A 21457-nucleotide genomic window follows, 5' to 3' on the forward strand; every position below is an offset into this window, starting at 1 on the left:
GAGGCCGAAAATGTACGACCCCACAGTCGCCCGGCTCACCTACCGGGCCCTGCTCGGCCGCCGCCGGGCGCTCATCCTCGGTGCGCTGCCCCTGCTGCTCATCGTGATCGCCGTCGCCGTACGCGGCCTCGTCGGCGCCGACGACCAGACGGCGGCGGACGTGCTGGGCGGCCTCGCGCTCGCCACGATGGTGCCGCTCATCGGCGTCATCGCGGGCACCGGCGCCATCGGGCCGGAGATCGACGACGGCTCCGTCGTCTACCTGCTCTCCAAGCCGCTCAAGCGATCCAAGATCATCTACACCAAGCTGATCGTCGCGATCGGCGTCACCATGGCGTTCTCGGCGGTGCCGACGTTCATCGCCGGCCTCATCCTCAACGGCAACGGCCAGCAGGTCGCCGTCTCCTACACGGTCGCCGCGCTGGTCGCCTCCATCGCCTACGCCGCGCTCTTCCTGCTGCTCGGCACGGTGTCCCGGCACGCCGTGGTCTTCGGGCTCGTCTACGCCCTGGTCTGGGAGGCCCTGTTCGGCTCCCTGGTGCCCGGGGCGCGCACACTGAGCGTCCAGCAGTGGGCCCTCGCCGTCGGCCACAAGGTCACCGGCGGTGAGCTGATCACCTCGGACGTCGGCCTGACCACGGCGACGGTCCTGCTGATCGCGGTCACCGTCCTCGCCACCTGGTACGCCGGCCAGAAGCTGCGCACGCTGACACCGACCGGCGAGGAGTAGGCGGTAGCGGGCCCGGATGCGCGCGGTCTCCTGACAGGGATTTCTGACAGGGACTTCACGCGCGTCCGGGCACACTGGACAAACGGGGCCGCGGGGCGAGGAGGACGGGGATGGCAGGGGACAGGGACATCTGGGACGAGTTGGTCCTCGACGAGGACTTCATACGCTCCGCCGGAACCGCCGAACCGTCCGCCCGCGCCCGGATGCTCGCGGCGAGATGGCGCGCCGAGGCACCCGAGCCGCAGCCCTGGAGGTCGGACGAGCCCCCGGCGGGCTGGTTCTTCAGCAAGTCACGTCGTCGCAGGTGGCGCCGCAAGTAGAGCGCCCGGTCGGCCCCGGAGCCCGCTCACCAGTTTTATTCGGTGGCATCGAACGCGGCGTACAGGCACAGTAGTTGTGTCCAGTACGCCAGATCTGTCCGATGTCAGAGGTCTGATGTCGTAGATCCGGTGGCTGGTGTCGGGTACTGGGAGCGGAGCCGGGCGACGCCGATGCACGGCGGTTCGCGCGGCTTCCTTCAGGGCAAGCCCGCGGCGGGCTCCGGAGCAGTCACTACCTCCGGAGGGCCCGCCAAGCGGGGGGAGCTGCCCGGGGCGGCCACTTCGAGCGCGCGATTCACTCCGCGCGGGCCGCCCTCCCAGACCCCCCAGCCCCCGCAGGGGCCTACGCCAGCAACCGCTCCAGCACCACCGCGATGCCGTCCTCGTCGTTCGACGACGTCACCTCGTCCGCCACCGCACGCAGTTCGGCGTGGGCGCCCGCCATCGCCACGCCGTGTGCCGCCCAGGTCAACATCGGGATGTCGTTGGGCATGTCGCCGAAGGCGATCGTGTCCGCGGACCTCAGGCCCAGCCGACGGGCCGCCAGGGACAGCCCCTTCGCCTTGGACAGGCCCAGGGGGAGGAGTTCGACGATCCCCTCGCCGGCCATGGTGACCGTGACGAAGCCGCCCGCGGTCCGGGCGGCGACCTCGGTGAGCTCGTCGGTGGACAGGGTCGGATGCTGGATGTAGATCTTGCCCAGCGGCTCGGTCCAGAGGTCCGACGCTTCCGTGACCGGCACGAAGGGCAACGAGCCCACGCTCTCGTAGCCCGGCCCGATCAGCACCTCGCCGTCGAGGCCCGCCCGGCTCGCCGCCAGGAACAGCGGCCCGACCTCCGCCTCGATCTTCGCCAGCGCGAGCGAGGCCAGCTGCCGGTCCAGGGTGATCGACGTCAGCAGACGATGCGCCCCGACGTCGTACACCTGTGCGCCCTGGCCGCAGACCGCGAGTCCCTCGTAGCCCAGTTCGTCGAGGACGTGGCGCGTCCAGCGCACGCCCCGGCCGGTGACGACGATGTGCGCGGCGCCCGCCGCGGTGGCCGCGGCGAGTGCCTCACGGGTGCGCGCCGAGACCGAGTCGTCGGAGCGCAGGAGCGTTCCGTCGAGATCGGTCGCGACGAGCCGGTACGGGAACGACCCAGCGGCGTCGGTCACTTGGCGACCGGCTCCAGCAGCTCCCGGCCGCCCAGGTACGGGCGCAGCATCTCGGGTACGCGCACCGAGCCGTCGGCCAGCTGGTGGTTCTCCAGGATCGCCACGATCGTGCGCGGTACGGCGCACAGCGTGCCGTTCAGCGTCGAGAGCGGCTGCACCTTGTTCTTGCCGTCGCTGGTGTCGCGCATCCGCACGGACAGGCGCCGGGCCTGGAAGCTGTCGCAGTTGGAGGCCGAGGTCAGCTCGCGGTACTTGCCCTGGGTCGGGATCCACGCCTCGCAGTCGAACTTGCGCGAGGCGGAGGCGCCCAGGTCGCCCGAGGCCACGTCGATGACCTGGAAGGGCAGTTCGAGGGCGGTCAGCCACTGCTTCTCCCAGTTCAGGAGACGCTGGTGCTCGTTCTCCGCGTCCTCGGGGTTGACGTACGAGAACATCTCGACCTTGTCGAACTGGTGTACGCGGAAGATGCCCCGGGTGTCCTTGCCGTAGGTGCCGGCCTCGCGGCGGAAGCACGGCGAGAAGCCGGCGTAGCGCAGCGGCAGCTTGTCGGCGTCGAGGATCTCGTCCATGTGGTACGCGGCGAGGGGGACCTCGGAGGTGCCGACCAGGTAGTAGTCGTCCTTCTCCAGGTGGTACACGTTCTCCGCGGCCTGGCCGAGGAAGCCGGTGCCCTCCATCGCGCGCGGGCGGACCAGCGCCGGGGTCAGCATCGGGATGAAGCCGGCCTCCGTGGCCTGCGCGATCGCCGCGTTGACGAGGGCGAGCTCAAGGAGCGCGCCGACACCGGTGAGGTAGTAGAAGCGCGAGCCGGACACCTTGGCGCCGCGCTCGACGTCGATGGCGCCCAGCGCCTCGCCCAGCTCCAGGTGGTCCTTGGGCTCGAAGCCCTCGGCGCCGAAGTCGCGGATCGTGCCGTGCGTCTCCAGGACGACGAAGTCCTCCTCGCCGCCTACGGGGACGTCCGGGTGGACCAGGTTGCCGAGCTGGACGAGAAGCTTCTTGGCCTCCTCGTCCGCCTCGTGCTGCTCGGCGTCGGCCGCCTTGACGCCGGCGGCGAGCTGTCCGGCCTTCGCCAGCAGCTCGGCCTTCTCGTCGCCCGAGGCCCTGGGGATCAGCTTGCCGAGCGCTTTCTGCTCGGAACGCAGCTCGTCGAAACGGGCGCCGGACGACCTGCGCCGCTCGTCGGCGGACAGGAGAGCGTCGACGAGCGCGACGTCCTCTCCACGGGCGCGCTGCGAAGCGCGCACACGGTCGGGGTCCTCACGGAGCAGGCGAAGGTCAATCACCCTCCAAGGCTACCGGTGCCGGGTCGGCGCTCACTACTCGGTATTTCCATACGCACCTTGTGTAGCCATTTGCCCGAAATGTTGATGTATCCGAGTGGCGTCAAAGGAAGGCGGTCGGCTTCCCTGAACGAGTCGGGCGGCAGTGCCTGGTTGACTCGAATCCCTTGCGGTGAAGGGGACTTGGGGCGGGGTCGTCCACAGTAATCCACACCCGGGAAAAGTTATCCACAGGCTGTGCGAAAGATCTGTGGATTACTGAAGTGATCATTTCGAAAGGTGTCCGCGGGATGGCCAATTCCCGAAGCAAACCACCCTAACGCCCACTTTCGAGTGGAAATGCGTAACCCCGGGGAGTTACGCCAGGGAAACGAGTGGACGAAGGGTGGCATGCCGGGCTGTGGACGAGTCGACGGCCTGTAGGGAGATTTGTCGACAGACCGGTGTTCCGTTGTCGACTTGTCCCCAGGTCGAGAAGCCAGCCTGTGGATAACTTCTGTGGATAACGGAAATCGGCTGGTAGGACCGGCCTGAAGGGCCGAAGGACCGGCTAGAAGCGGCCGTCCTGGCAACGAGCCACCCAGTCGGCGGCCGTCACGAACTCCTCGTCGGACGTCCCCGGCAGGGGAGCGCGCACGTCCTCCACGCCGATGTCCGCACGCGGGTACGAACCCAGGTACCGCACCTTGAGACAGATCCGCCTGAGCCCCATCAGGGCCTCGGCGACCTTCCGGTCGGAAATGTGGCCCTCGGCGTCAATGGCGAAGCAGTAGTTGCCGATGCCCTGTCCGGTCGGCCGGGACTGGAGCAGCATCAGGTTGACGCCCCGCACCGCGAACTCGCCCAGCAGATCACGCAGTCCACCGGGGTGGTCGTCGCGCTGCCAGATGACGACGGACGTCTTGTCGGCGCCGGTCGGCGCGGCGGGCCGGGCGGGCCTGCCCACCAGGACGAACCGCGTCTGCGCGTTCTCCGCGTCGTGGATGCCGGTCTCCAGCGCGGTGAGGCCGTACCGGGCGGCGGCGAACTCACCCGCGAAGGCGGCGTCGTACCGGCCCTCCTGCACCAGCCGGGCACCGTCCGCGTTCGAGGCGGACGACTCCCAGACCACGTCCGGGAGGTTGACCTTCATCCAGTTGCGGATCTGCGACTGCGCGGCCGGATGGGCGGTGACGGTCTTGATCTCCGACAGCTTGGTGCCCGGTCTGACCAGCAGCGCGAAGGTGATCGACAGCAGCACCTCGCGGTAGATCATCAGCGGGGAGCCCGCGACCAGCTCGTCGAGCGTGGTGGTGATACCGCCCTCGACGGAGTTCTCGATCGGCACGAACGCGGCCTCGACCTCACCGCTGCGCACCGCGTCGAGCGTGGCCGGCACGGACACCATCGGGATCAGCTCTCGGGTGGCCGACTCCGGAAGCGTGCGCAGGGCAACTTCGGTGAAGGTGCCCTCGGGGCCGAGATACGCGTAGCTGGCTGGCATGACCTCACCCTAATGGCCCCCAGGGCCTGTCCGGCGGCTCACGCCAGGGACGCGGGGCTTGGCACGCCCATCTGCGGCGTTGTCGTCGGTTGCCAACGCTCCGCGTTGACGCCCTCCTCCGCCTTGCAGCTGCACGCACCAAGCCCCGCTCACGTGTGCCGATAAGGCGCCGCTGCTTTCCCCCGACCTGATCCGCCGGACAGGCCCTTGCCGAACCCGGTGCGCGCTTCCCGACCCCACCGCCACGAGGGGTGACAGGGGCCCAGCCGGTGTGCTGTGGACCCGGACACCGGCTGGGAACCGGCCGCGTCACCCCTCCAGCAGCTGCTGCCCCACGTACTCGCCCTCGCCCGCCCCGCCCGGCACGGCGAACAGTCCGCTCGACTCGTGCCGGATGAACGTGGACAGCGCGTCGCCCCGGTCGAGCTTGCGCTGGACGGGGACGAAACCGCGCAGCGGGTCGGCCTGCCAGCAGACGAAGAGGAGCCCCGCGTCGGGCGTCCCGTCCGCGCCGATCCCGTCGTGGAAGGAGAACGGGCGCCGCAGGATGGCAGCGCCCCCGTTCTCGTCGGGGCGGGTGATCCGGGAGTGCGCGTTGATGGGGACCACCAGATCGCCGTTGGCGTCGACCTTCTCCAGGTCCATCGCGGTCGTCTCAAAACCGCCGCTGAGCGGCGCCCCGTTCGACTTCTTCCGCCCGACGACGTCCTCCTGCTGCTTGACCGACAGCTGCTCCCAGTCGTCGAGAAGCATGCGGATACGGCGTACGACGGCATAGGAGCCGTTCGCCATCCAGGACGGTTCGCCGGAGGAGGGCACGAAGATGCGCTTGTCGAAGTCGGCCTCGGACGGCTTCGGGTTGCGGGTGCCGTCCATCTGGCCCATCAGGTTGCGGGCGGTCATCGGCCGGCCGGTGGCGCCCGGCGACCGGTTGAAGCCGTTCATCTGCCAGCGGACCCGGGCCGCGCTGCCCGCGTCCTTCTGGATCGCGCGCAGGGCGTGAAAGGCGACAAGGGCGTCGTTGGCGCCGATCTGCACCCACAGATCGCCGTTGCTGCGGGCCTTGTCGAGGTGGTCGGAGGAGAACTCGGGCAGCGGATCGAGCGCCGCCGGGCGCTGCTTCTCCAGGCCGGTGCGGGCGAAGAAGCCGTATCCGAAGCCGAAGGTGACCGTCAGGGACGAAGGGCCCGCGTCCCGGGCGACATCCGTGTCGTCGTGCGCGGCGCCCTCGCCCGCCATGAGCCGCTGGGCGGTGTCGGACCAGCGGCGCAGCAGCGCGGCGGCCTCGGTGCGGCCGGCGCCTGCGGCCAGGTCGAAGGCGACGAGGTGGCCGCTGGCCTGGAGGCCCTCGGTGATGCCCGGCTGATGTTTCCCGTGAAACATTGCCATGTCCGCGCCCACCGAAGTGAGCGCCGGGGACTGGCCGGAGGCGCCGGAGCCGGAGTCGCCTTCGGAGGAACCGACGGCATAGCCGGTGGCTCCGCCCGCCGCACCGAGCACGAGCCCGGTGGCGCCGGCGGTGCCGAGCAGCCGCCGACGCGAGATCCCCTGTTCGCCGTTCTCCTGGGCACTTCCCACGGCGTTCGCCTTCTTGTCTTCCTTGGTGGACTGGTCAGCCATGGTGCGATTCAGCCGATCTGCGCGTTCTTGTCGACGGTCACTTGGTCGATGTCGGAGGTCCGCACGGTCACGGCGATCTTCCAGTCGCCGGCCATGGGGATCTGGATCTCGTTCGCCGTCCAGTGTCCGGTGGCGACGCGGTCCGGGTTCACGGTCAGCGGCCCGATCTTCTTGGCGGTGAGAGTGAAGGCGACCTTCACCTCGGGCACGTCGAACGCCCTGCCGTTGGTCCGTTCCACGTACACGTGCATGACGTTGCCGCCGACGCGGGCGGGGTTGATGTCGAGCCGCACGAGGCCCTTGCCGTCCTGGCCGCCGGTGTCGAAGGGCATGTCCAGGGTCAGCGCGCCCGTCCCGTCGGAGTCCGCGTCCGAGGAGGAAGGAGACGAGGAGGACGACGCCGAGGTGGCGGCCTTGGCCTCCTCCTCCGTACGGCCCGGCTCGGTGGACGTCAGCACGGTCGTGACGGCGAGCAGGACGACGGCGACGCCCGCCTCGGCGAGCACCGAGCGGCGCAGCCCCGAGCGCAGGGGGTCGGCGTTGCGCAGCCGCTTCAGCCGCGCGGTGTCGACGGCGGCCCGCTGCCGGTCGAGCTGGGCGGCCCGCTTGGCGCCCCCGCCCTTGGCGGCTGCGGCGACCGGTTCCTCAGCGCTCTCCGTATCCTCGTCCGCCGCCGCCTCGGCCGGGGCGGTCTCCGGCAACTGGGCGGTCCAGCGGCGCGAAATGAAGGCGATGCCGACGAGGACGACCACCAGGCCGATCTTGACGAGCAGCAGTTGTCCGTACGAGGTGTCGGTGAGCGCCGACCAGGAGCCGAGCTGGCGCCAGGACTGGTAGATGCCGGTCGCGACCAGCGCCAGCACACTGCCGAAGGCGACGCGCGAGAAGCGGCGTACGGCCGAACCCTCGATCGGGGCGTCCGCGGGCGCCCGGAACAGTGCGACCAGGAGCGCCGAGAGCCCGCCGAGCCAGACGGCGACGGCGATCAGATGGAGCACGTCGACGGGCATCGCGATGTCGGGCTGGAGGCCGGTCGAGGCGTGTTCGGCCAGCGCCCAGGTGGCGGCCAGGCCGATCGCCACGACACCGCCGCCGATGCCGAGCCCGAAGGTGAGGTCGCGCCGCGCGGAACTGTCGTCCAGCTCTTCCCCCTCTTCCCCGTCCTCGTGATCCTCTGTGGACTCCGTCTCGGGCCTGGCGTACGCCCCGAAGAGGACCGCGATGAACAGCGCGCCGGCCGCGAGCAGCAGCAGCCGGGAGACGAGAGCGGCGCCCGTCTTGGTCTGGAGGACGTCTGTGAGGAGGCCCAGGTCGAAGATGTCGCCGACCTTGCCGGAGCCGGTGTACGAGCCGCGCATCAGCAGCAGCGCGAGCGTGGCCGCGGTCATCGCGAGCCACCCGGAGACGACGAGCCGTTGCAGTGCCCGTACGCCGGAGCCGCGCTGCCAGCAGGCGAGGACGAAGGCGGCGCCGCCGACCATGACGATGAAGCCCGCGTACGAGACGTACCGGCCGAAGCCGTAGAGGGCGCCGACGACCCCGCCGCCCGCCGTCTGGTCGGAGACCGAGACGGAGGTGACGGAGGGGGCGCCGATGGAGAAGGTGAAGGCGCCGGCGACGGGGTGGCTGTCCGCCGAGACGACCTGGTAGGCGACGGTGTACGTGCCGTCGGGCAGCCCGGCGTGGAGCGGGACGCCGTACGTCGTGCCGCTCAGCTCGGTCGCCTTGCCGGTGTCGACGCGCTTGCCCTTGGGGTCGAGCACGCGGAACGCGCCGTCGGAGAGTGCGACCTTCTCGGAGAAGGTCAGCGTCACCTGGGTCGGGGCCTTGTCGACCACCACACCCTGCTGCGGGGCGCTGCCGGTGAGCGCGGCGTGTGCGGAGACCGGCGCGGCGCCGGCCAGCCCGGCGAGCAGCGCGGCGGCGACCGCGAGGAACAGCAGCACCAGGGGCCGCAGGCGCGGGGCGATGGTCTGTGTCACGGTGGTCCCTCCCTCGGTCTCAGTGTCCGGTCTTCGGGTTGTACGTCGCGGACTTCACCGGCATCTCGACGGTGATCGGCGAGGTTTTGGCAAAGTGCAGCTGGACGGAGATCTTCTCGCCCTCTCGCGGCTTGCGCTTGAGCTGCTCGAACATCAGATGGTCGCCGCCGCTCCGCAGGACGAGTTCGCCGTGGGCCGGGATGTCGAGGCGCTCGGCCTCCTCCATGGTCTGCCCGACGGTCTTGTGCACGGTCACCTCGCCCGCGACAGAACTGGTGACGCGGGTGAGCACGTCACCGGCGGCGCCCTTGTTGGTGATGACGAGGAATCCGGCGGCCATGGAGTCCGAGACGGGCTGCGGCATGTAGGCGGAGCCGACGGACAGGCCGGCGCCGGCGCTGTCGTCGTCGGACCCGGAGCCCGAACTCCCGCACCCGGTGAGGACGAGTACGAGTGCTCCGGCGAGCGCCGCGGCCGTCGCGACGGACAGCCGCCTCGCGGGCTTCATGAACCTCGCGGGCCTCGCGGGCCTCACGGGTTCTGCCCCTTGATGATCTTGGGGAGGTCCTTGATGTAGTCGTCGACGGTGGCGTCCTCGCCGTACAGGACATAGCCGCCGTCGGTCTTCGGGGAGAACGCGATGACCTGGGTCCCGTGCATCGAGATCGTCTTGCCGTTCTTGTCCTTCGACGTCGGCTCGACGGAGATGCCGAGGGTGCGGGCGCCCGCCTGGATGGTGGCGAAGTCGCCGGTCAGGCCGACCACCTGGGGGTCGATGCCCTTGAGCCACTTGCCCAGCGCGGCCGGGGTGTCCCGCTTCGGGTCGGTGGTGACGAACACGATGCGGAGCTTGTCCTGGTCTGCCCTGGACAGCTTCGTCTTGGCGACGGCGATGTTGCTCATCGTCAGCGGGCAGACGTCGGGGCAGTTGGTGTAGCCGAAGTAGACGAGCGTGGGCCGGCCCTTGGTCTCCGCGCGGAAGTCGTACGGCTTGCCCTGGGTGTCGGTGAGGACGAGGTCGGGCTTCTCGAACGGCTGGTCGAGGATCGTGGCCGCCTTGTCCGAGCCGGGCTCGACGGAGACATCGGCGACGGACTGGTTGGAGTCGTCGCCGCTGCCGCAGGCGGAGAGGGTCAGGGTGGCCGCGACGAGCAGGGCGGACGCGGCGAACAGCTTCTTGCGCATAAGGAGAGTTCCCGAAGGTGTTGTTCGTGGAAGGTTCGGCGCGCACCCAGGGGTGTACGGGACACCGGAGGCGTACGGGACAACCGCACGCCCCCGGTGCGCACCGGAGGTGAGCGGGTGTCAGACGGTGGTGCGGCGACGGCCGGCCACGCCGTACGCCACGCCCGCGACACCGACGACGATGCCCACGACGCCGAGTACGCGCGCGGTGGTGTCGCTGCTGTCGGCGGCCTCGGCGACGGTGGTCGTGGTCTTCGCGGCGGCCTGCTCGGCGGGCTCCGCGGAGGCCGTGGATGCCGCCGAGCCGCCGTGGTGGTCCTCGGTGGCGGCGGACAGGGCGAGCACCGGAGCGGGGTTGTCGGGCTCCTCGGCGCCGTCCTTCTGGACCTCGATCCAGCGGACGACCTCCTTGTTGGAGTACGTCTGGAGCGCCTTGAAGACGAGTTCGTCGGTGTCCTCGGGCAGCTGGCCGAGGGACAGCGGGAACTTCTGGAAGAAGCCGGCCCGGATGCCCTTGCCGTCGTCGGCGGTCCAGGTGACCTTGGAGACGGCCTCGGTGATCTTCTCGCCGTGCATTTCGAGGGGCTTGGCCAACGTCGCCTTGGTGACCTTGGCGGTCCACCCGGGGATCGCCTCGGGCATCACCGAGGCGAGCGGGTGGTCGGTCGGGAAGCTGACCTCGAGCTTGGTGGTCGAGGCGTCGTCGCGCTCGTTCGGCACCTTGAAGTTGACGGTCGCGTAGCCGCCCTTGGCGGCGGTGCCCTCGGCCGACACGCTGACGTGCGCGAAGGCGGGGCCGGACAGGACGAGGACGGTGGCACCGGCGAGGACGCCGGTGGCGGCGATACGGGAAACCTTCATGACGGAAGGCGCTCCACTTCGAGTGAGGTCCGACCCGACAGGCCGGAGAGGATCCGACAGATCGGAGACGAAGAGCAGGCGGAAGGGGGACGCGTGTGCGAAACGACGCACACACGCGCGTGCCGCACGACGGCGGCCCTTCCTCGGACTCGGACCCTCGGATCCGAAGACCCTGGGTACCCGATGGGGAGCGGTCGCGTCGTGTCAGGCGGCGAGCACGAGCGGGGCGGCCGGCGGACCGCGCCGGATCACCGTGTGCTGGAGCTCGGTGGCGGACGGCCCGAGGGGTACGAGGGTCCACGCGCGCGGTGCGTGCGGCGCCGTACCGGGCGTACCCGGAAGGCCCGTGAGGAGTGCGCGCGCCAGCGCGAGCGCCCCGCGCAGGGATCGTACGAGTGCCGCCTCGGCCACCCCGTGCGCCGACAGCCGCATCAGCCGCAGCAGAGCCAGGTCCCCGCGGCGCAGCAGCCAGCCGGTGGCGACGGCCGCGAGGAGGTGGCCGAGCAGCATGGGCAGCGTCGGCAGGAGGGAGACGAGGGAGGCGAGGGAGGCGACGGACCCGCCGGACGCGAGGGCGTCCGCCGTGTGGTTCATGGACCCCATGTCCATGCCGGTAGCGCTACCGCTACCGGTGCCCGCACCCGTAACGCCCGTACCGATCCGCGCGTCGGCGAGGATCCGCTGGGCCTGGGCCGGGCTGATCGCCGCGAGCGGCGCACCGCACAGCAGCCGGGCGGCCCGGGCGACCAGGGCTGTGTCCGTCGCGGTTGTCGTGGCCGCCGTGGAGGCCACCGCCGACGACGCGGTGTGCTGCCCCAGCCCGAACAGGGTGTGCAGGACGGTCTGGCCGACGGCCAGCAGGGTGACGATGCCCGGCAGTGATCGGGTCCGTCCGGCGAGCGGTGCCGCGCACGCGAGAACCCCGAGGAAACCGGCGCCCAGGGTCCACAGCGGAACGGAGGCGCAGGAGGCGAGGGTGTGACCGGCCCCGGCCAGCACGACACAGACCGCGGAGAACACCGCGGCCCTCAGCATCCGGAAGGCGCTTCCGGAGGGCGCTGTGCGCCGTCGGCGGGCAGTCATGGCGGGCTCATCATCGCACTGGCCCCACGCCACCCTTACGGCAGGTCCACAAGGTGGAGTGCGGTCGGCTACCGCCAGGTAAAACCGTGTACAACCGGAAGATCGCTTCTGTCGGTTGATGCACTACATACACCGATTGAAGCCCGAGACGCATCCCCCGTATGGGCGGCATCACGTCAACTGCGTGCTTACACACCGCCACTGGCGGCAATACGTACAGGTATGTCGAGCCGCGGCCTGGAGGCTGGAGCATGAGCATCTGGTGGTCACTCCATCTTCGGCGTGAGGCCGCGAGCGTTCCGCTCGCCCGGCGCCTGCTGCTGGGCACCATGGAGACGGCGGGTGTCGACCCGGACATCTGTTTCGACCTCTCCGTCGCGCTCAGCGAGGCCTGTGCGAACGCCGTCGAGCACGGCGGGGACACCGGGCACGGCGACGACTCCCGCGGGGCCTATCGCGTCACCGCGTACCTCGACGGGGAGAAGTGCCGCATCGAGGTCACCGACTCGGGGCCCGGTTTCCCGGCGAGCCCGGCGGCCCCGGAGGCTCCACGCCGACCGGCGCCCATGGCCGCCGTCTCGTACGACGCGGAGAGCGGCCGGGGTCTGTCGCTGATCGAGGAACTCGCCGATCACGTCACCATCGGCAACAAGCCGGGCCGGGGTGGTGCGGTGGTCAGCTTCGACAAGATCCTCAAGTGGCAGAAGGGCGCGCCGCTGATGGCGGTGTGACAGCACCGGGAGCGGTCGGTCCGCAGCGGTGACCCGTGCGTCACGATGGCGCCGACTTCAGGTTTCTCAAGCTTCACAGGCGGCTCTCAGTCCACACCCATGTTCCTGACGGACCCCGTCCCTAATTTTCTGGTCATGACGGGAAACCACAAGGACACATCGATCAGCCGGCGCCGCGCTCTCGCGGTGACCGGAGGCACGGTCGCCGCCGGCGGGCTCGTGGTCGCGGGCTACCAGTCGGCCTTCGCCGACGAGGCGACGAGCACCGCCACCGCCGACGCCACGGCGTCCGCCACGGCGAGCGAGAGCAGCGGCGCCTGCGTGCTCATGTCGAGCGTGACCGAGGGGCCGTACTACCTGGACAACGCACTGGTGAGAAAGGACATCACCGAGGGCAAGTCCGGTGTCCCGCTGACCCTGCGCATCACCGTCCAGGACACCACCGAGTCCTGCGCCCCGGTCGCCGGCGCGGCCGTGGAGATCTGGCACTGCGACGCCTGGGGCTACTACTCCGGCTACACCACCGCCAACCCCGGCGGCTCGGCCCCCGCCGAGAGCGAGGACGGCTCCACGGCCAACGACAACACGTACCTGCGCGGCTACCAGGTCGCCAACGCCAACGGGGTCGTCAAGTTCGAGACGATCTTCCCCGGCTGGTACACCCCGCGCACCTGCCACATCCACCTCAAGGTCCACACCGGCGGCCAGAAGGAGGACGGCACCTACGAGGGCGGCACGGTCAACTACACCGGCCAGCTGTTCTTCCCCGACGACGCGGCCGAGGGCATCTTCGCCCTGGAGCCCTACTCGAAGCACTCCGGCAGCTACACCACCCTCGACAACGACATGGTGTACGACGGCGGCGGCTCCTCCAGCGGTCTGCTCACCCTGAAGCCGGTCCACAAGAAGGACGTCTCCAAGGGCTACAAGGGCTTCATCACCCTGGGTATCGACCCGGACGCCGAGAACACCGGCGCGGGCAGCGGCGGCGGAGGCGGCGGTACGCCCCCGAGCGGTGAGCCGCCGACGGACGCACCGACCGACAGCGCCTCCCCATCCGCCTCGGCTTCCTCGTAGGCTGCGGCCATGAGCAGCCGTGAGGACGAGGCGCTGGCGCTGGCCGCCGTGGACGCGCTGACCGGGCAGCTGGCCCTGGCTCCCAAGCCGGGCCTGCCCGACCCGCGCGATCTCGACGCCCGCACCACGCGCAAGGACCAACTTGCCCTGCGCTGGTCGGCCAAGGCGCTCGCGCCCGGCCTCGCGGCGATGGCCGCGGCGGCGCGCCGCGCCGGCGAACCGACACCCGGTCTCCGTACGGAACTCGGCGCGATCGGCCGGTCCACCGAGCACTCGGTGGAGCTCGCGGGCGGCGGCCACCGGGGCGCCCTGTGGGCGCTCGGCCTGCTGGTCGCGGCAGCCGCCCTGGACCCCCGGGCCAAGGCACTCGACGTCGCCGCGGCCGCCAAGCGCATCGCCTCCCACCCCGACAAGCGCGCCCCGCGCAAAGCCTCCCGGGGCTCCTCGGTGTCGGCGAAGTACGGCGCGGCAGGCGCCCGTGGCGAGGCGAGGGCCGGATTCCCGCACGTACGGCGCGCGTTGGAGGCCCTGGGCACCGCCCGCTCGACCGGGGCGACGGAGGCGGAGGCCCGTCTCGATGCCCTTGTGACCGTCATGTCGACGCTCCAGGACACCGAGTTGCTGTACACGGCGGGCCCGCTCGGCCTGCGCCACGTCCAGGCGGGCGCCCGCGGAATCCTGGAGGCGGGCGGCACGTCCACGGAGGCGGGCGCCGCGGCGCTGACCGCCTTCGACGAGGACCTCCACACGCGCGCGTGGAGCCCCCGGGGCAGCGCGGGCCTCTTCGCGGGGGCTCTGTTCCTCGACTCCCTGCCGGTCAGCTCACTGACACGGGCTGCCTGACACCCGCGCCCGCCGGGCCGGCGGTGGCCGCCTTCCGGGCCGCCGGCCCCATCGCGTACGACGCCACCAGCGTGACCCCGCCCAGCAGCAGCCAACCCGGGGTCCCCCAGCCCACCAGCAGCGTGGTGAGGACGAGGGGCCCCGCGGTACGGGCCACGGTGACGCCGGTGCCGAAGAAGCCCTGGTACTCGCCGACCCGGTCGGCCGTGGCCAGCTCGAACGACAGCTGCCAGGACCCCGCCGACTGCCCCATCTCGGCGACGACCTGAAGCGCCGCGCCGACCACCAGGACACCGACGGCCACCCAGGGGCTCAGCCCCGCCGACAGGGCGAACACCGCGCACGCCGCGAGCATGACCCACCCGGACCGTCGTACCGCGCGCGTGGCCGACGCGAGCCCCGACACCCCGCGCGCCATCCACACCTGGAACACCATCACGGCCCCGGTGTTGAGCACGAACAGCGCGGAGACGACCCAGGCCGGAGCGTCGGTCCGCTCGGTGATCCACAGCGGGATACCGAGGCTGAGCAACGGCATGCGCAGCAGCAGCACGGTGTTGAGCAGCGTCACGACGACGTAAGGCCGGTCGCGCAGCACACCGAGCCCCCGCGACTTCGTCACGGCGACGGGCGCCACCGACGGCAGCCGCAGCAGCAGCCCCGCGCACACCAGGAAACTCGCCGCGTCCAGCGCGAACACCCCGAGGTACGCGGCCCGGGTCCCGGCGTTCAGCGCGAGGCCGCCGAGTCCCGCGCCCACTGCCAGACCGGCGTTGAGCGTGGACTGGAGGTGCGCGAGCAGCCGCGTGCGGTCCCCGGCGGTCACCAGCCCGGCGAGCAGCGCCTGCCGGGCCGCCGCGAGCCCCGACTGCGCGGACGCGTAGGCACAGGCCGCGATCACGAACGGCACGAACCCCCGCACGACGAGGAAGGACGCCACCGCGGCCCCCGTGGCGAGCGCCAGCAGTACGGCGGTCCCGCGCGCCCCGCGCCGGTCTGCGAGCCGCCCGAGCGGCACCCCGACCAGCGAACCGACCGCCCAGGCGAGCGTCAGCCCGAGCCCCACGCGCGCGGGGGCGAGCCCGACGACGTGGGTGAAGTAGAGGGCGGAGGTGACGTAGTACGCCCCGTCGCCGACCGAGTTGGTCAGCTGGGCCAGGGCGAGGACGCGCTGCGGGCCTGCGGGCGGGACGAGGGAGTTGGTCATACAGACGACGTTAGAAGCACGGTGGACCGATGGGCAGGCCCAATAGTTCCGCTCTTTCATGACCCAATTTCACTCCCGGCGTGACTCCCGGTCCAACTCCCGGCAGACCGTAATCAGCCGCCCTCCAGAACCCGCCCGAGCACCTCCAGCGCCTCCGGATACACCCGCTCCCGGGGCGTCCCGTACCCCACGACCAGCCCCTGCGCCCGACGCTCCGCCGCCGTCCCCTCGCCCAGCGCGTGCCAGTGCTCCCCGAGATGCCCGACCGCGAGCCCGGCCTCCTCGGCCCGTGCCAGGACCGCCGCCTCGTCGGCCACCTCCACCAGGGCGTGCAGCCCGGCCGCGATCCCGCGCACGTTCCGACGGGCGCCCAGCAGCTCGACGAGCCGGTCCCGGCGACGCCGGTAGCGCAGGCGGCACGCGCGCACGTGCCGGTCGTACGCGTGGCTGGTGATCAGTTCGGCGAGGGCCAGCTGGCCGATGGTCTCGGTGTGGAAATCACTGTGCAGCTTGGCGTCGGCGACCGCGTCGACGAGGTGGGGCGGCAGCACCATCCAGCCGAGGCGCAGGGCGGGCCCGAGCGTCTTGGAGGCGGTGCCGATGTAGGCGACCTGCCCCGGAGCCATGCCCTGAAGGGCCCCGACGGGCTGTCTGTCGTAACGGAACTCCCCGTCGTAGTCGTCCTCGACGATCAGCCCGTCACGCGCGCGTGCCCAGTCGGTGAGCGCCCGGCGCCGCTCCGGGTGCAGGGTGACGCCGGTCGGGTACTGATGGGCGGGCGTGACGACGACCGCGGCGACCTCGTGCCGGGCGGCCAGCTCCTCGACGCGGGCGCCGCGTTCGTCGACGCCCACCGGTACGACCCGTCCGCCGGCCCGCCGTACGACCTCACGGTGGAAGGGCAGCCCCGGGTCCTCCATGGCGATCGTGGCGCCGTCCAGCACGCGCGTGAGGAGCGCGAGCCCCTGCACGTACCCGGAGGTGATCACGATCCGCTCGGGCGGCGCGAGTACCCCGCGGGCCCGCCCCAGGTAGCCCGACAGCGCCGTCCGCAGCTCGATCCGGCCGCGCGGATCGCCGTAGTCGTACGCGAGGGAGGGCGCCGTCGCGATGGCCCGGCGCAGCGCCCGCAGCCAGGCGTCCGCCGGGAACGTCCCCACGTCCGGACTCCCGGGCCGCAGATCGAACCGGGGCACACGCGCGTGTACGTGTGCCTCCGGCGGTCCGGCGTCCGCGGAGGGCAGCGCGGCCACCTGCGTACCGGCGCCCTGCCGAGCGCTGAGGTACCCCTCGGCGACCAGTTGGTCGTAGGCGGCCTTCACGGTCCCCCGCGAGACCCCCAACTCGTCAGCGAGCCGCCGAGTGGCGGGCAGCAAGACCCCGGGCGCGAGCCGCCCGCCCCGAACGGCATCCCGCAGGGCACGCTCGAGCCCGCCACGGCGCCCTTCACCGACGGCGAACTCAAGATGCAGGTCCACGCCGACATGGCCAGGGGCGCGGGGCTGTGACATTTGCGGCTCCGCCGCGTGGGCGCGACCAGACACGAATCACCCGCAGACGAAACTCAACCCTTGAGACGTGCCATCCACGCCTCGACTTCATCCGAGCGCCGAGGAAGCCCAGCCGAAAGGTTCCGGTTCCCACTGTCGGTCACCAGAATGTCGTCCTCGATCCGCACCCCAATACCCCGATACTCCTCAGGCACGGTCAGATCATCAGCCTGGAAGTACAGCCCGGGCTCAACGGTCAGCACCATCCCCGGCTCCAACGTCCCGTCGACATACGACTCGACCCGCGCCGCAGCGCAGTCGTGAACGTCCATGCCGAGCATGTGCCCGGTGCCGTGCAGCGTCCACCTCCGCTGCAACCCCAGCTCCAGCACCCGCTCCACGGGCCCCTCGACAAGCCCCCACTCCACGATCCGCTCGGCCAGCACCCGCTGTGCCGCGTCGTGGAAGTCCCGGTACTTGCCCCCGGGCCGCACGGCCGCGATCCCGGCCTCCTGGGAGTCGTACACCGCGTCGTAGATCTTCTTCTGGATCTCGGTGTACGTGCCGTTGATCGGCAGCGTCCGGGTGACGTCGGCCGTGTAGTACGTGTGCGTCTCGACGCCCGCGTCCAGCAGCAGCAGCTCTCCGGAGCGCACGGCCCCGTCGTTGCGCACCCAGTGCAGCGTGCAGGCGTGCGGGCCGGCCGCGCAGATGGAGCCGTAGCCGACGTCGTTGCCCTCGACCCGCGCGCGGAGGAAGAAGGTCCCTTCGATGTAGCGCTCGGAGGTCGCCTCGGCCTTGTCGAGGACCTTCACCACGTCCTCGAACCCGCGCACCGTCGAGTCGACGGCCTTCTGCAGCTCACCGATCTCGAACTCGTCCTTGACCAGCCGCGCTTCCGACAGGAAGACCCGCAGTTCGGCGTCGCGCTCGGCGGTGACCTTGTCGGTCAGCGCGGCCTCGATACCGGCGTCGAACCCACGTACGACCCGCACCGGCCCGGTGGCCTCCGTCAGTGCGGCGGCGAGCTCGCGGACGTCCGAGGCCGGAATGCCGTACACCTGTTCGGCCTCGGCGAGCGAGTGCCGGCGGCCGACCCACAGCTCACCCTGCCCCGAGAGCCAGAACTCACCGTTCTCGCGGTCGGAGCGCGGGAGGAGATAGATCGTCGCCCTGTGACCGTCGATGACCGGCTCCAGGACGAGAACGCCGTCCTCGGTCTGGTTGCCGGTCAGGTAGGCGTACTCGACCGACGCGCGGAAGGGGTACTCCGTGTCGTTCGAACGCGTCTTCAGATTGCCCGCGGGGATCACCAGGCGCTCGCCCGGGAAGCGCGCGGAGAGCGCGGCTCGCCGGGCGGCGGTGTGACCGGCCTGCGCGATGGGCTCCAGGCCCGTCAGCTCGGTGTCGGCCCAGCCGGACTTCATGCTCTCGGCAAGCTCGTCGGAGACGCCCGGGTACAGGCCGTTCTTCCGCTGCTTGATCGGCTCTTCGGGCTCGGTCTCAGTTTCCGGGGTCACCGGATTGAGCTCGTCCGCCACGGTCATCCTCCTTGATACGGCACTGGACCCCGTCCATCGTACGGTCGTACGGGACGGGGCCCAGGGGCGCGAGAGGCGATCCACCGGACGACCGGCCGGATGGATGTCCGGCCGGGTGTCCGGCCGCTCACTCGAACCGCGCCGACAGCAGTACGACGTCCTCCTGACCGTCCGACGCGTCCAGCTCGTCCGGCAGCATGCTCCGCAGGACGTGGTCCGCGATCGCGCCCGGATCGTCCCGCAGCTGCCTGGGCACGCTCGCCGCAGCCGCGTGCAGCCGCGAGAAGGCCCTGTCCACGGAGGCGCCGGTACGGTGCAGCAGCCCGTCGGTGTAGAGCAGAACCGTCTCTCCCGGCTCGGTACGGAACTCCACGCTGGGCGCCTCCCAGCAGGCGAGCATCCCGAGCGGCGCCGACACGGTGGTCTCCACGAACTCCGTGCGCCGCTCGCCGATCACCAGCGGCGGGCAGTGCCCGGCACCGGCCAGCGTGATCTTGCGCAGCGCGGGCTCGCAGTACGCGAACAGGGCGGTGGCGCAGCGGGCGGGCTCGGTGAGCCGCAGCAGCAGCTCCAGGTCGGAGAGGACCGCCACCGGGTCCTCGCCCTCCATCACCGCGTACGCGCGCAGGGAGGCCCGCAGCCGGCCCATCGCGGCGATCGCACTGGGCCCGGAGCCGGTCACCGCGCCCACGGCCAGGCCGAGGGCCGCGTCCGGGAGCGGCAGCGCGTCGTACCAGTCGCCGCCGCCGCGCGGGCCGGTGCGGTGCCGGGCGGCGAGCTGGACGCCGGCCGTCCGGGGCAGCCGGGCGGGCAGCAGTTCCTCGGAGATCGTCCGCACGCACGCGCGCGTGCGCTCCACTTCGACCAGCCGGGCCAGGTGCTCGGTCGCGAACCGCGTGTACAGGCCGACGAGGTGACGCTGCCGTTCGACCGGCTCCGCGGGTTCGTCGTACAGCCAGACGGCCGCGCCGAGGCGGCCCGCGGACTCGGTGGACAGCGGGAGCGAGTAGCTCGCCCCGTAGCCGAGGCGGGCGGCCACCTCGCGGTGGCGGGGGTCGAGACCGTCCTCGGCGAGGAGGTCCGGGTGTGTGATTTCGCTCTCGCCGCCGGGCAGCCCGGCGGCCGTGTCGAGAAGCCGGCCGTACGGCATCGCGCCGCGCGGGATCGTCTCGATGTGCCCGAGGTCCGAGCGGGCAAGCCCCAGGCCAATGGTGGTGTCGGGACCCAGGCCGTCACCGGGTTCCAGAACGACGAGACCGCGCCGGGCGCCCACGAGAGCGGCTCCGGCGCGCAGCAGCTCCTGGAGTGCGTCGGCGAGTGATGCCGTGCGTGCCAGCCGTTCCGTGAGCTCGTGCAGCGTTGTGAGGTCGGACACCCAGCCGGCGAGGCGGTCCTGAAGGAGGATGCCGGGGCCGTTGGGGCAGGTCAGCGCGGGTGTGTCTGCTGGGGTGTCCGGGGATACGGGCGCGGGCGCGACAGTGTGTGCGGGCGAGGGAACCGTGGCATCGATTCCGGCCACTTTCGGGAGGTGCGGGGCGTTCATGGCGTCCGGCCTTCCGACCGGCGCTTATTGCTCAATAGCATCGCAAACCCCCATGTGATTCTGCGCCGCTAGCAGTGTCTCCACATGTACACGCACTCGTGAGGGGATGTCCAGCATTGTCCTGCCGGGATTCCTGGTGTCCATGGGTTTGCCGGGGTCCCCTTGCGGAAAAGCGAAGTTGGCTTAAAACTGACTCGGGTAGCGGGTTATTGCGGTCGACTGGCCTGGTTCGACGGAGCGTCACAGCGGTCTTGATGGGTACGTTCTCGGTGAAGACCAGGGGTGGTTGTGGAACCTCCCGGAACCTGGCGACGGACCCGGGCGTCTTAACCATCGACGACCGTGCCCCATCCTCCCTTGGCGGAGGCGGAGAGAACACGCGGGACGGCAAAACGCCAGACTCCGCCACCCCGCGCCATGCCCATGCTTTTGATCAACGCAGTATGGACGCGGACGTAGCCAACGCTCGGCGCTCGGCGCACAACAGGGGGGCTGCCCCTTGCCTCCCACAGGTTGGGATGCGCCAGAAGGTACGCACAGTGAAGTGATCTGCACATGACGTGATGTGGCCCACGGTGTTGCCAGGCGTGCAACGGAAAGGAACGAGCGCTCATGCGCGAGATCCTCGGAAGGCTCGGAAGGCGACGCAGGCTCCTGTCCCGGCGTGACGGCGGGAAGCCTGAGGTGCTCGGCGCGGCTCTGACGTTCGCGACCGGATGGCAGTGGCCCGTACTCCCGGGCGTGGCACCGGATCCACAGGGGCGCGCCCGTTGCGGCTGCCCGGATCCGGAGTGCACGGTCCCCGGTGCTCACCCGTTCGACCCCGGTCTGCTCGCGGCCACCACCGACGAGCGCATGGTGCGCTGGTGGTGGACCAACCGGCCGACGGCCCCCATCATCCTCGCCACCGGCGGCGCGGCACCGTGCGCGGTGAGCCTGCCGGCCCTGGCCGCGGCCCGTGCCCTCGAGGCCCTGGACCGCAAGGGCATGCGCCTGGGTCCGGTCGTCGCGGCGCCCACCCGCTGGTCGCTGCTCGTGAAGCCGTACACGATGGAACAGCTGGGCGAACTGCTGTACGCGCAGGACTTCGTGCCCGGCTCCCTCCGCTTCCACAGCGAGGGCGGCTACATCGCGCTGCCCCCGTCGGAGACCGGCCAGGGCCAGATCCGCTGGGAGCGCGCACCACTGCCCGGCTCGGCCTCGCCCTGGGTGCCCGATGTCGAGGCCGTGGTGGACGCCGTGGTCGAGGCGCTCACTCGTACGGGTGTGAGCGCGCCCGAGTTGTAGGGGTGTCGGGCGCGCGGGCAACCGGGCGCCCGTCC

19 protein-coding genes are annotated in these 21457 nt (G+C 71.1%); 6 read left to right on the forward strand and 13 right to left on the reverse strand.

Annotated elements, in window-relative coordinates:
• The first annotated feature begins 10 nt into the window (after nt 1-10).
• Together G3I71_RS18935 and G3I71_RS18940 are read left to right on the forward strand one after the other, a co-directional pair.
• Nucleotides 11-730 carry an ABC transporter permease subunit gene (locus G3I71_RS18935; protein ID WP_164315975.1) on the forward strand — a complete coding sequence of 240 codons (720 nt, stop codon included), beginning with the start codon at nt 11-13 and terminating at the stop codon, nt 728-730.
• 110 nt (nt 731-840) lie between these two features.
• Nucleotides 841-1050, forward strand: coding sequence for a hypothetical protein (locus tag G3I71_RS18940; RefSeq protein WP_164315976.1), 210 nt, complete (start codon nt 841-843; stop codon nt 1048-1050).
• Between the two features lie 343 nt (nt 1051-1393).
• Here G3I71_RS18940 and G3I71_RS18945 read toward each other — a convergent pair whose 3' ends face one another.
• From G3I71_RS18945 to G3I71_RS18985, 9 genes are all read right to left on the reverse strand, one after another.
• A complete protein-coding gene (locus G3I71_RS18945; protein ID WP_164315977.1) occupies nt 1394-2206 on the reverse strand; it encodes an HAD family hydrolase in 813 nt (270 codons plus the stop codon).
• Nucleotides 2203-3492, reverse strand: a complete 1290-nt coding sequence (gene serS, locus G3I71_RS18950; protein WP_164315978.1) for a serine--tRNA ligase — start codon at nt 3490-3492, stop codon at nt 2203-2205. Before serS ends, G3I71_RS18945 begins: the two co-directional genes overlap by 4 nt.
• Before the next feature lie 547 nt (nt 3493-4039).
• Complete coding sequence (gene pheA, locus G3I71_RS18955) at nt 4040-4972, reverse strand: prephenate dehydratase (RefSeq protein WP_164315979.1); 933 nt, start codon at nt 4970-4972, stop codon at nt 4040-4042.
• 309 nt (nt 4973-5281) lie between these two features.
• Nucleotides 5282-6592: an iron uptake transporter deferrochelatase/peroxidase subunit gene (gene efeB / locus G3I71_RS18960; protein WP_164315980.1), complete on the reverse strand. Its 1311-nt coding sequence runs from the start codon at nt 6590-6592 to the stop codon at nt 5282-5284.
• An 8-nt stretch (nt 6593-6600) separates the two neighbouring features.
• Nucleotides 6601-8574, reverse strand: a complete 1974-nt coding sequence (locus G3I71_RS18965; RefSeq protein ID WP_164315981.1) for a copper resistance protein CopC — start codon at nt 8572-8574, stop codon at nt 6601-6603.
• 19 nt (nt 8575-8593) lie between these two features.
• The gene (locus G3I71_RS18970; RefSeq protein ID WP_164315982.1) at nt 8594-9082 is read right to left on the reverse strand and encodes a copper chaperone PCu(A)C; all 489 of its coding nucleotides are present in this window, start codon (nt 9080-9082) and stop codon (nt 8594-8596) included.
• Nucleotides 9083-9105: 23 nt separating this feature from the next.
• A complete protein-coding gene (locus G3I71_RS18975; RefSeq protein WP_164315983.1) occupies nt 9106-9759 on the reverse strand; it encodes an SCO family protein in 654 nt (217 codons plus the stop codon).
• Nucleotides 9760-9879: 120 nt separating this feature from the next.
• Nucleotides 9880-10620 carry a YcnI family protein gene (locus G3I71_RS18980; RefSeq protein ID WP_164315984.1) on the reverse strand — a complete coding sequence of 247 codons (741 nt, stop codon included), beginning with the start codon at nt 10618-10620 and terminating at the stop codon, nt 9880-9882.
• 204 nt (nt 10621-10824) lie between these two features.
• Nucleotides 10825-11703, reverse strand: a complete 879-nt coding sequence (locus tag G3I71_RS18985; RefSeq protein ID WP_164315985.1) for a hypothetical protein — start codon at nt 11701-11703, stop codon at nt 10825-10827.
• 251 nt (nt 11704-11954) lie between these two features.
• On the opposite strand from G3I71_RS18985, the gene G3I71_RS18990 reads away from it, so the two are divergent.
• The 3 genes from G3I71_RS18990 to G3I71_RS19000 all read left to right on the forward strand — a co-directional run bounded on the left by G3I71_RS18990 (nt 11955) and on the right by G3I71_RS19000 (nt 14354).
• Nucleotides 11955-12434 (forward strand): ATP-binding protein, encoded by a 480-nt coding sequence (locus G3I71_RS18990; protein WP_164315986.1) that lies wholly within the window; start codon nt 11955-11957, stop codon nt 12432-12434.
• A gap of 135 nt (nt 12435-12569) precedes the next feature.
• On the forward strand, nt 12570-13511 hold the full coding sequence (locus tag G3I71_RS18995; RefSeq protein WP_203730712.1) for an intradiol ring-cleavage dioxygenase: 942 nt from the start codon (nt 12570-12572) through the stop codon (nt 13509-13511).
• 9 nt (nt 13512-13520) lie between these two features.
• Nucleotides 13521-14354, forward strand: a complete 834-nt coding sequence (locus tag G3I71_RS19000; protein ID WP_164315987.1) for a triphosphoribosyl-dephospho-CoA synthase — start codon at nt 13521-13523, stop codon at nt 14352-14354.
• On the opposite strand, the gene G3I71_RS19005 is transcribed toward G3I71_RS19000, so the two are convergent.
• The 4 genes from G3I71_RS19005 to G3I71_RS19020 all read right to left on the reverse strand — a co-directional run bounded on the left by G3I71_RS19005 (nt 14329) and on the right by G3I71_RS19020 (nt 20135).
• Nucleotides 14329-15561: an MFS transporter gene (locus tag G3I71_RS19005; RefSeq protein WP_164315988.1), complete on the reverse strand. Its 1233-nt coding sequence runs from the start codon at nt 15559-15561 to the stop codon at nt 14329-14331. The two genes, G3I71_RS19000 and G3I71_RS19005, sit on opposite strands and share 26 nt — an antisense overlap.
• 113 nt (nt 15562-15674) lie before the next feature.
• The gene (locus tag G3I71_RS19010; RefSeq protein WP_164315989.1) at nt 15675-17072 is read right to left on the reverse strand and encodes a PLP-dependent aminotransferase family protein; all 1398 of its coding nucleotides are present in this window, start codon (nt 17070-17072) and stop codon (nt 15675-15677) included.
• 53 nt (nt 17073-17125) lie between these two features.
• Nucleotides 17126-18592 carry an aminopeptidase P family protein gene (locus G3I71_RS19015; RefSeq protein WP_164315990.1) on the reverse strand — a complete coding sequence of 489 codons (1467 nt, stop codon included), beginning with the start codon at nt 18590-18592 and terminating at the stop codon, nt 17126-17128.
• Between the two features lie 127 nt (nt 18593-18719).
• A complete protein-coding gene (locus tag G3I71_RS19020; protein ID WP_203730716.1) occupies nt 18720-20135 on the reverse strand; it encodes a PP2C family protein-serine/threonine phosphatase in 1416 nt (471 codons plus the stop codon).
• 612 nt (nt 20136-20747) lie between these two features.
• Between G3I71_RS19020 and G3I71_RS19025 the strand changes: the two genes are divergently transcribed.
• Nucleotides 20748-21422 carry a bifunctional DNA primase/polymerase gene (locus tag G3I71_RS19025; protein ID WP_164315991.1) on the forward strand — a complete coding sequence of 225 codons (675 nt, stop codon included), beginning with the start codon at nt 20748-20750 and terminating at the stop codon, nt 21420-21422.
• Nucleotides 21423-21457: the final 35 nt, after the last annotated feature.

Source organism: Streptomyces sp. SID12501, from assembly GCF_010550245.1.
Taxonomy (GTDB): Bacteria; Actinomycetota; Actinomycetes; order Streptomycetales; family Streptomycetaceae; genus Streptomyces.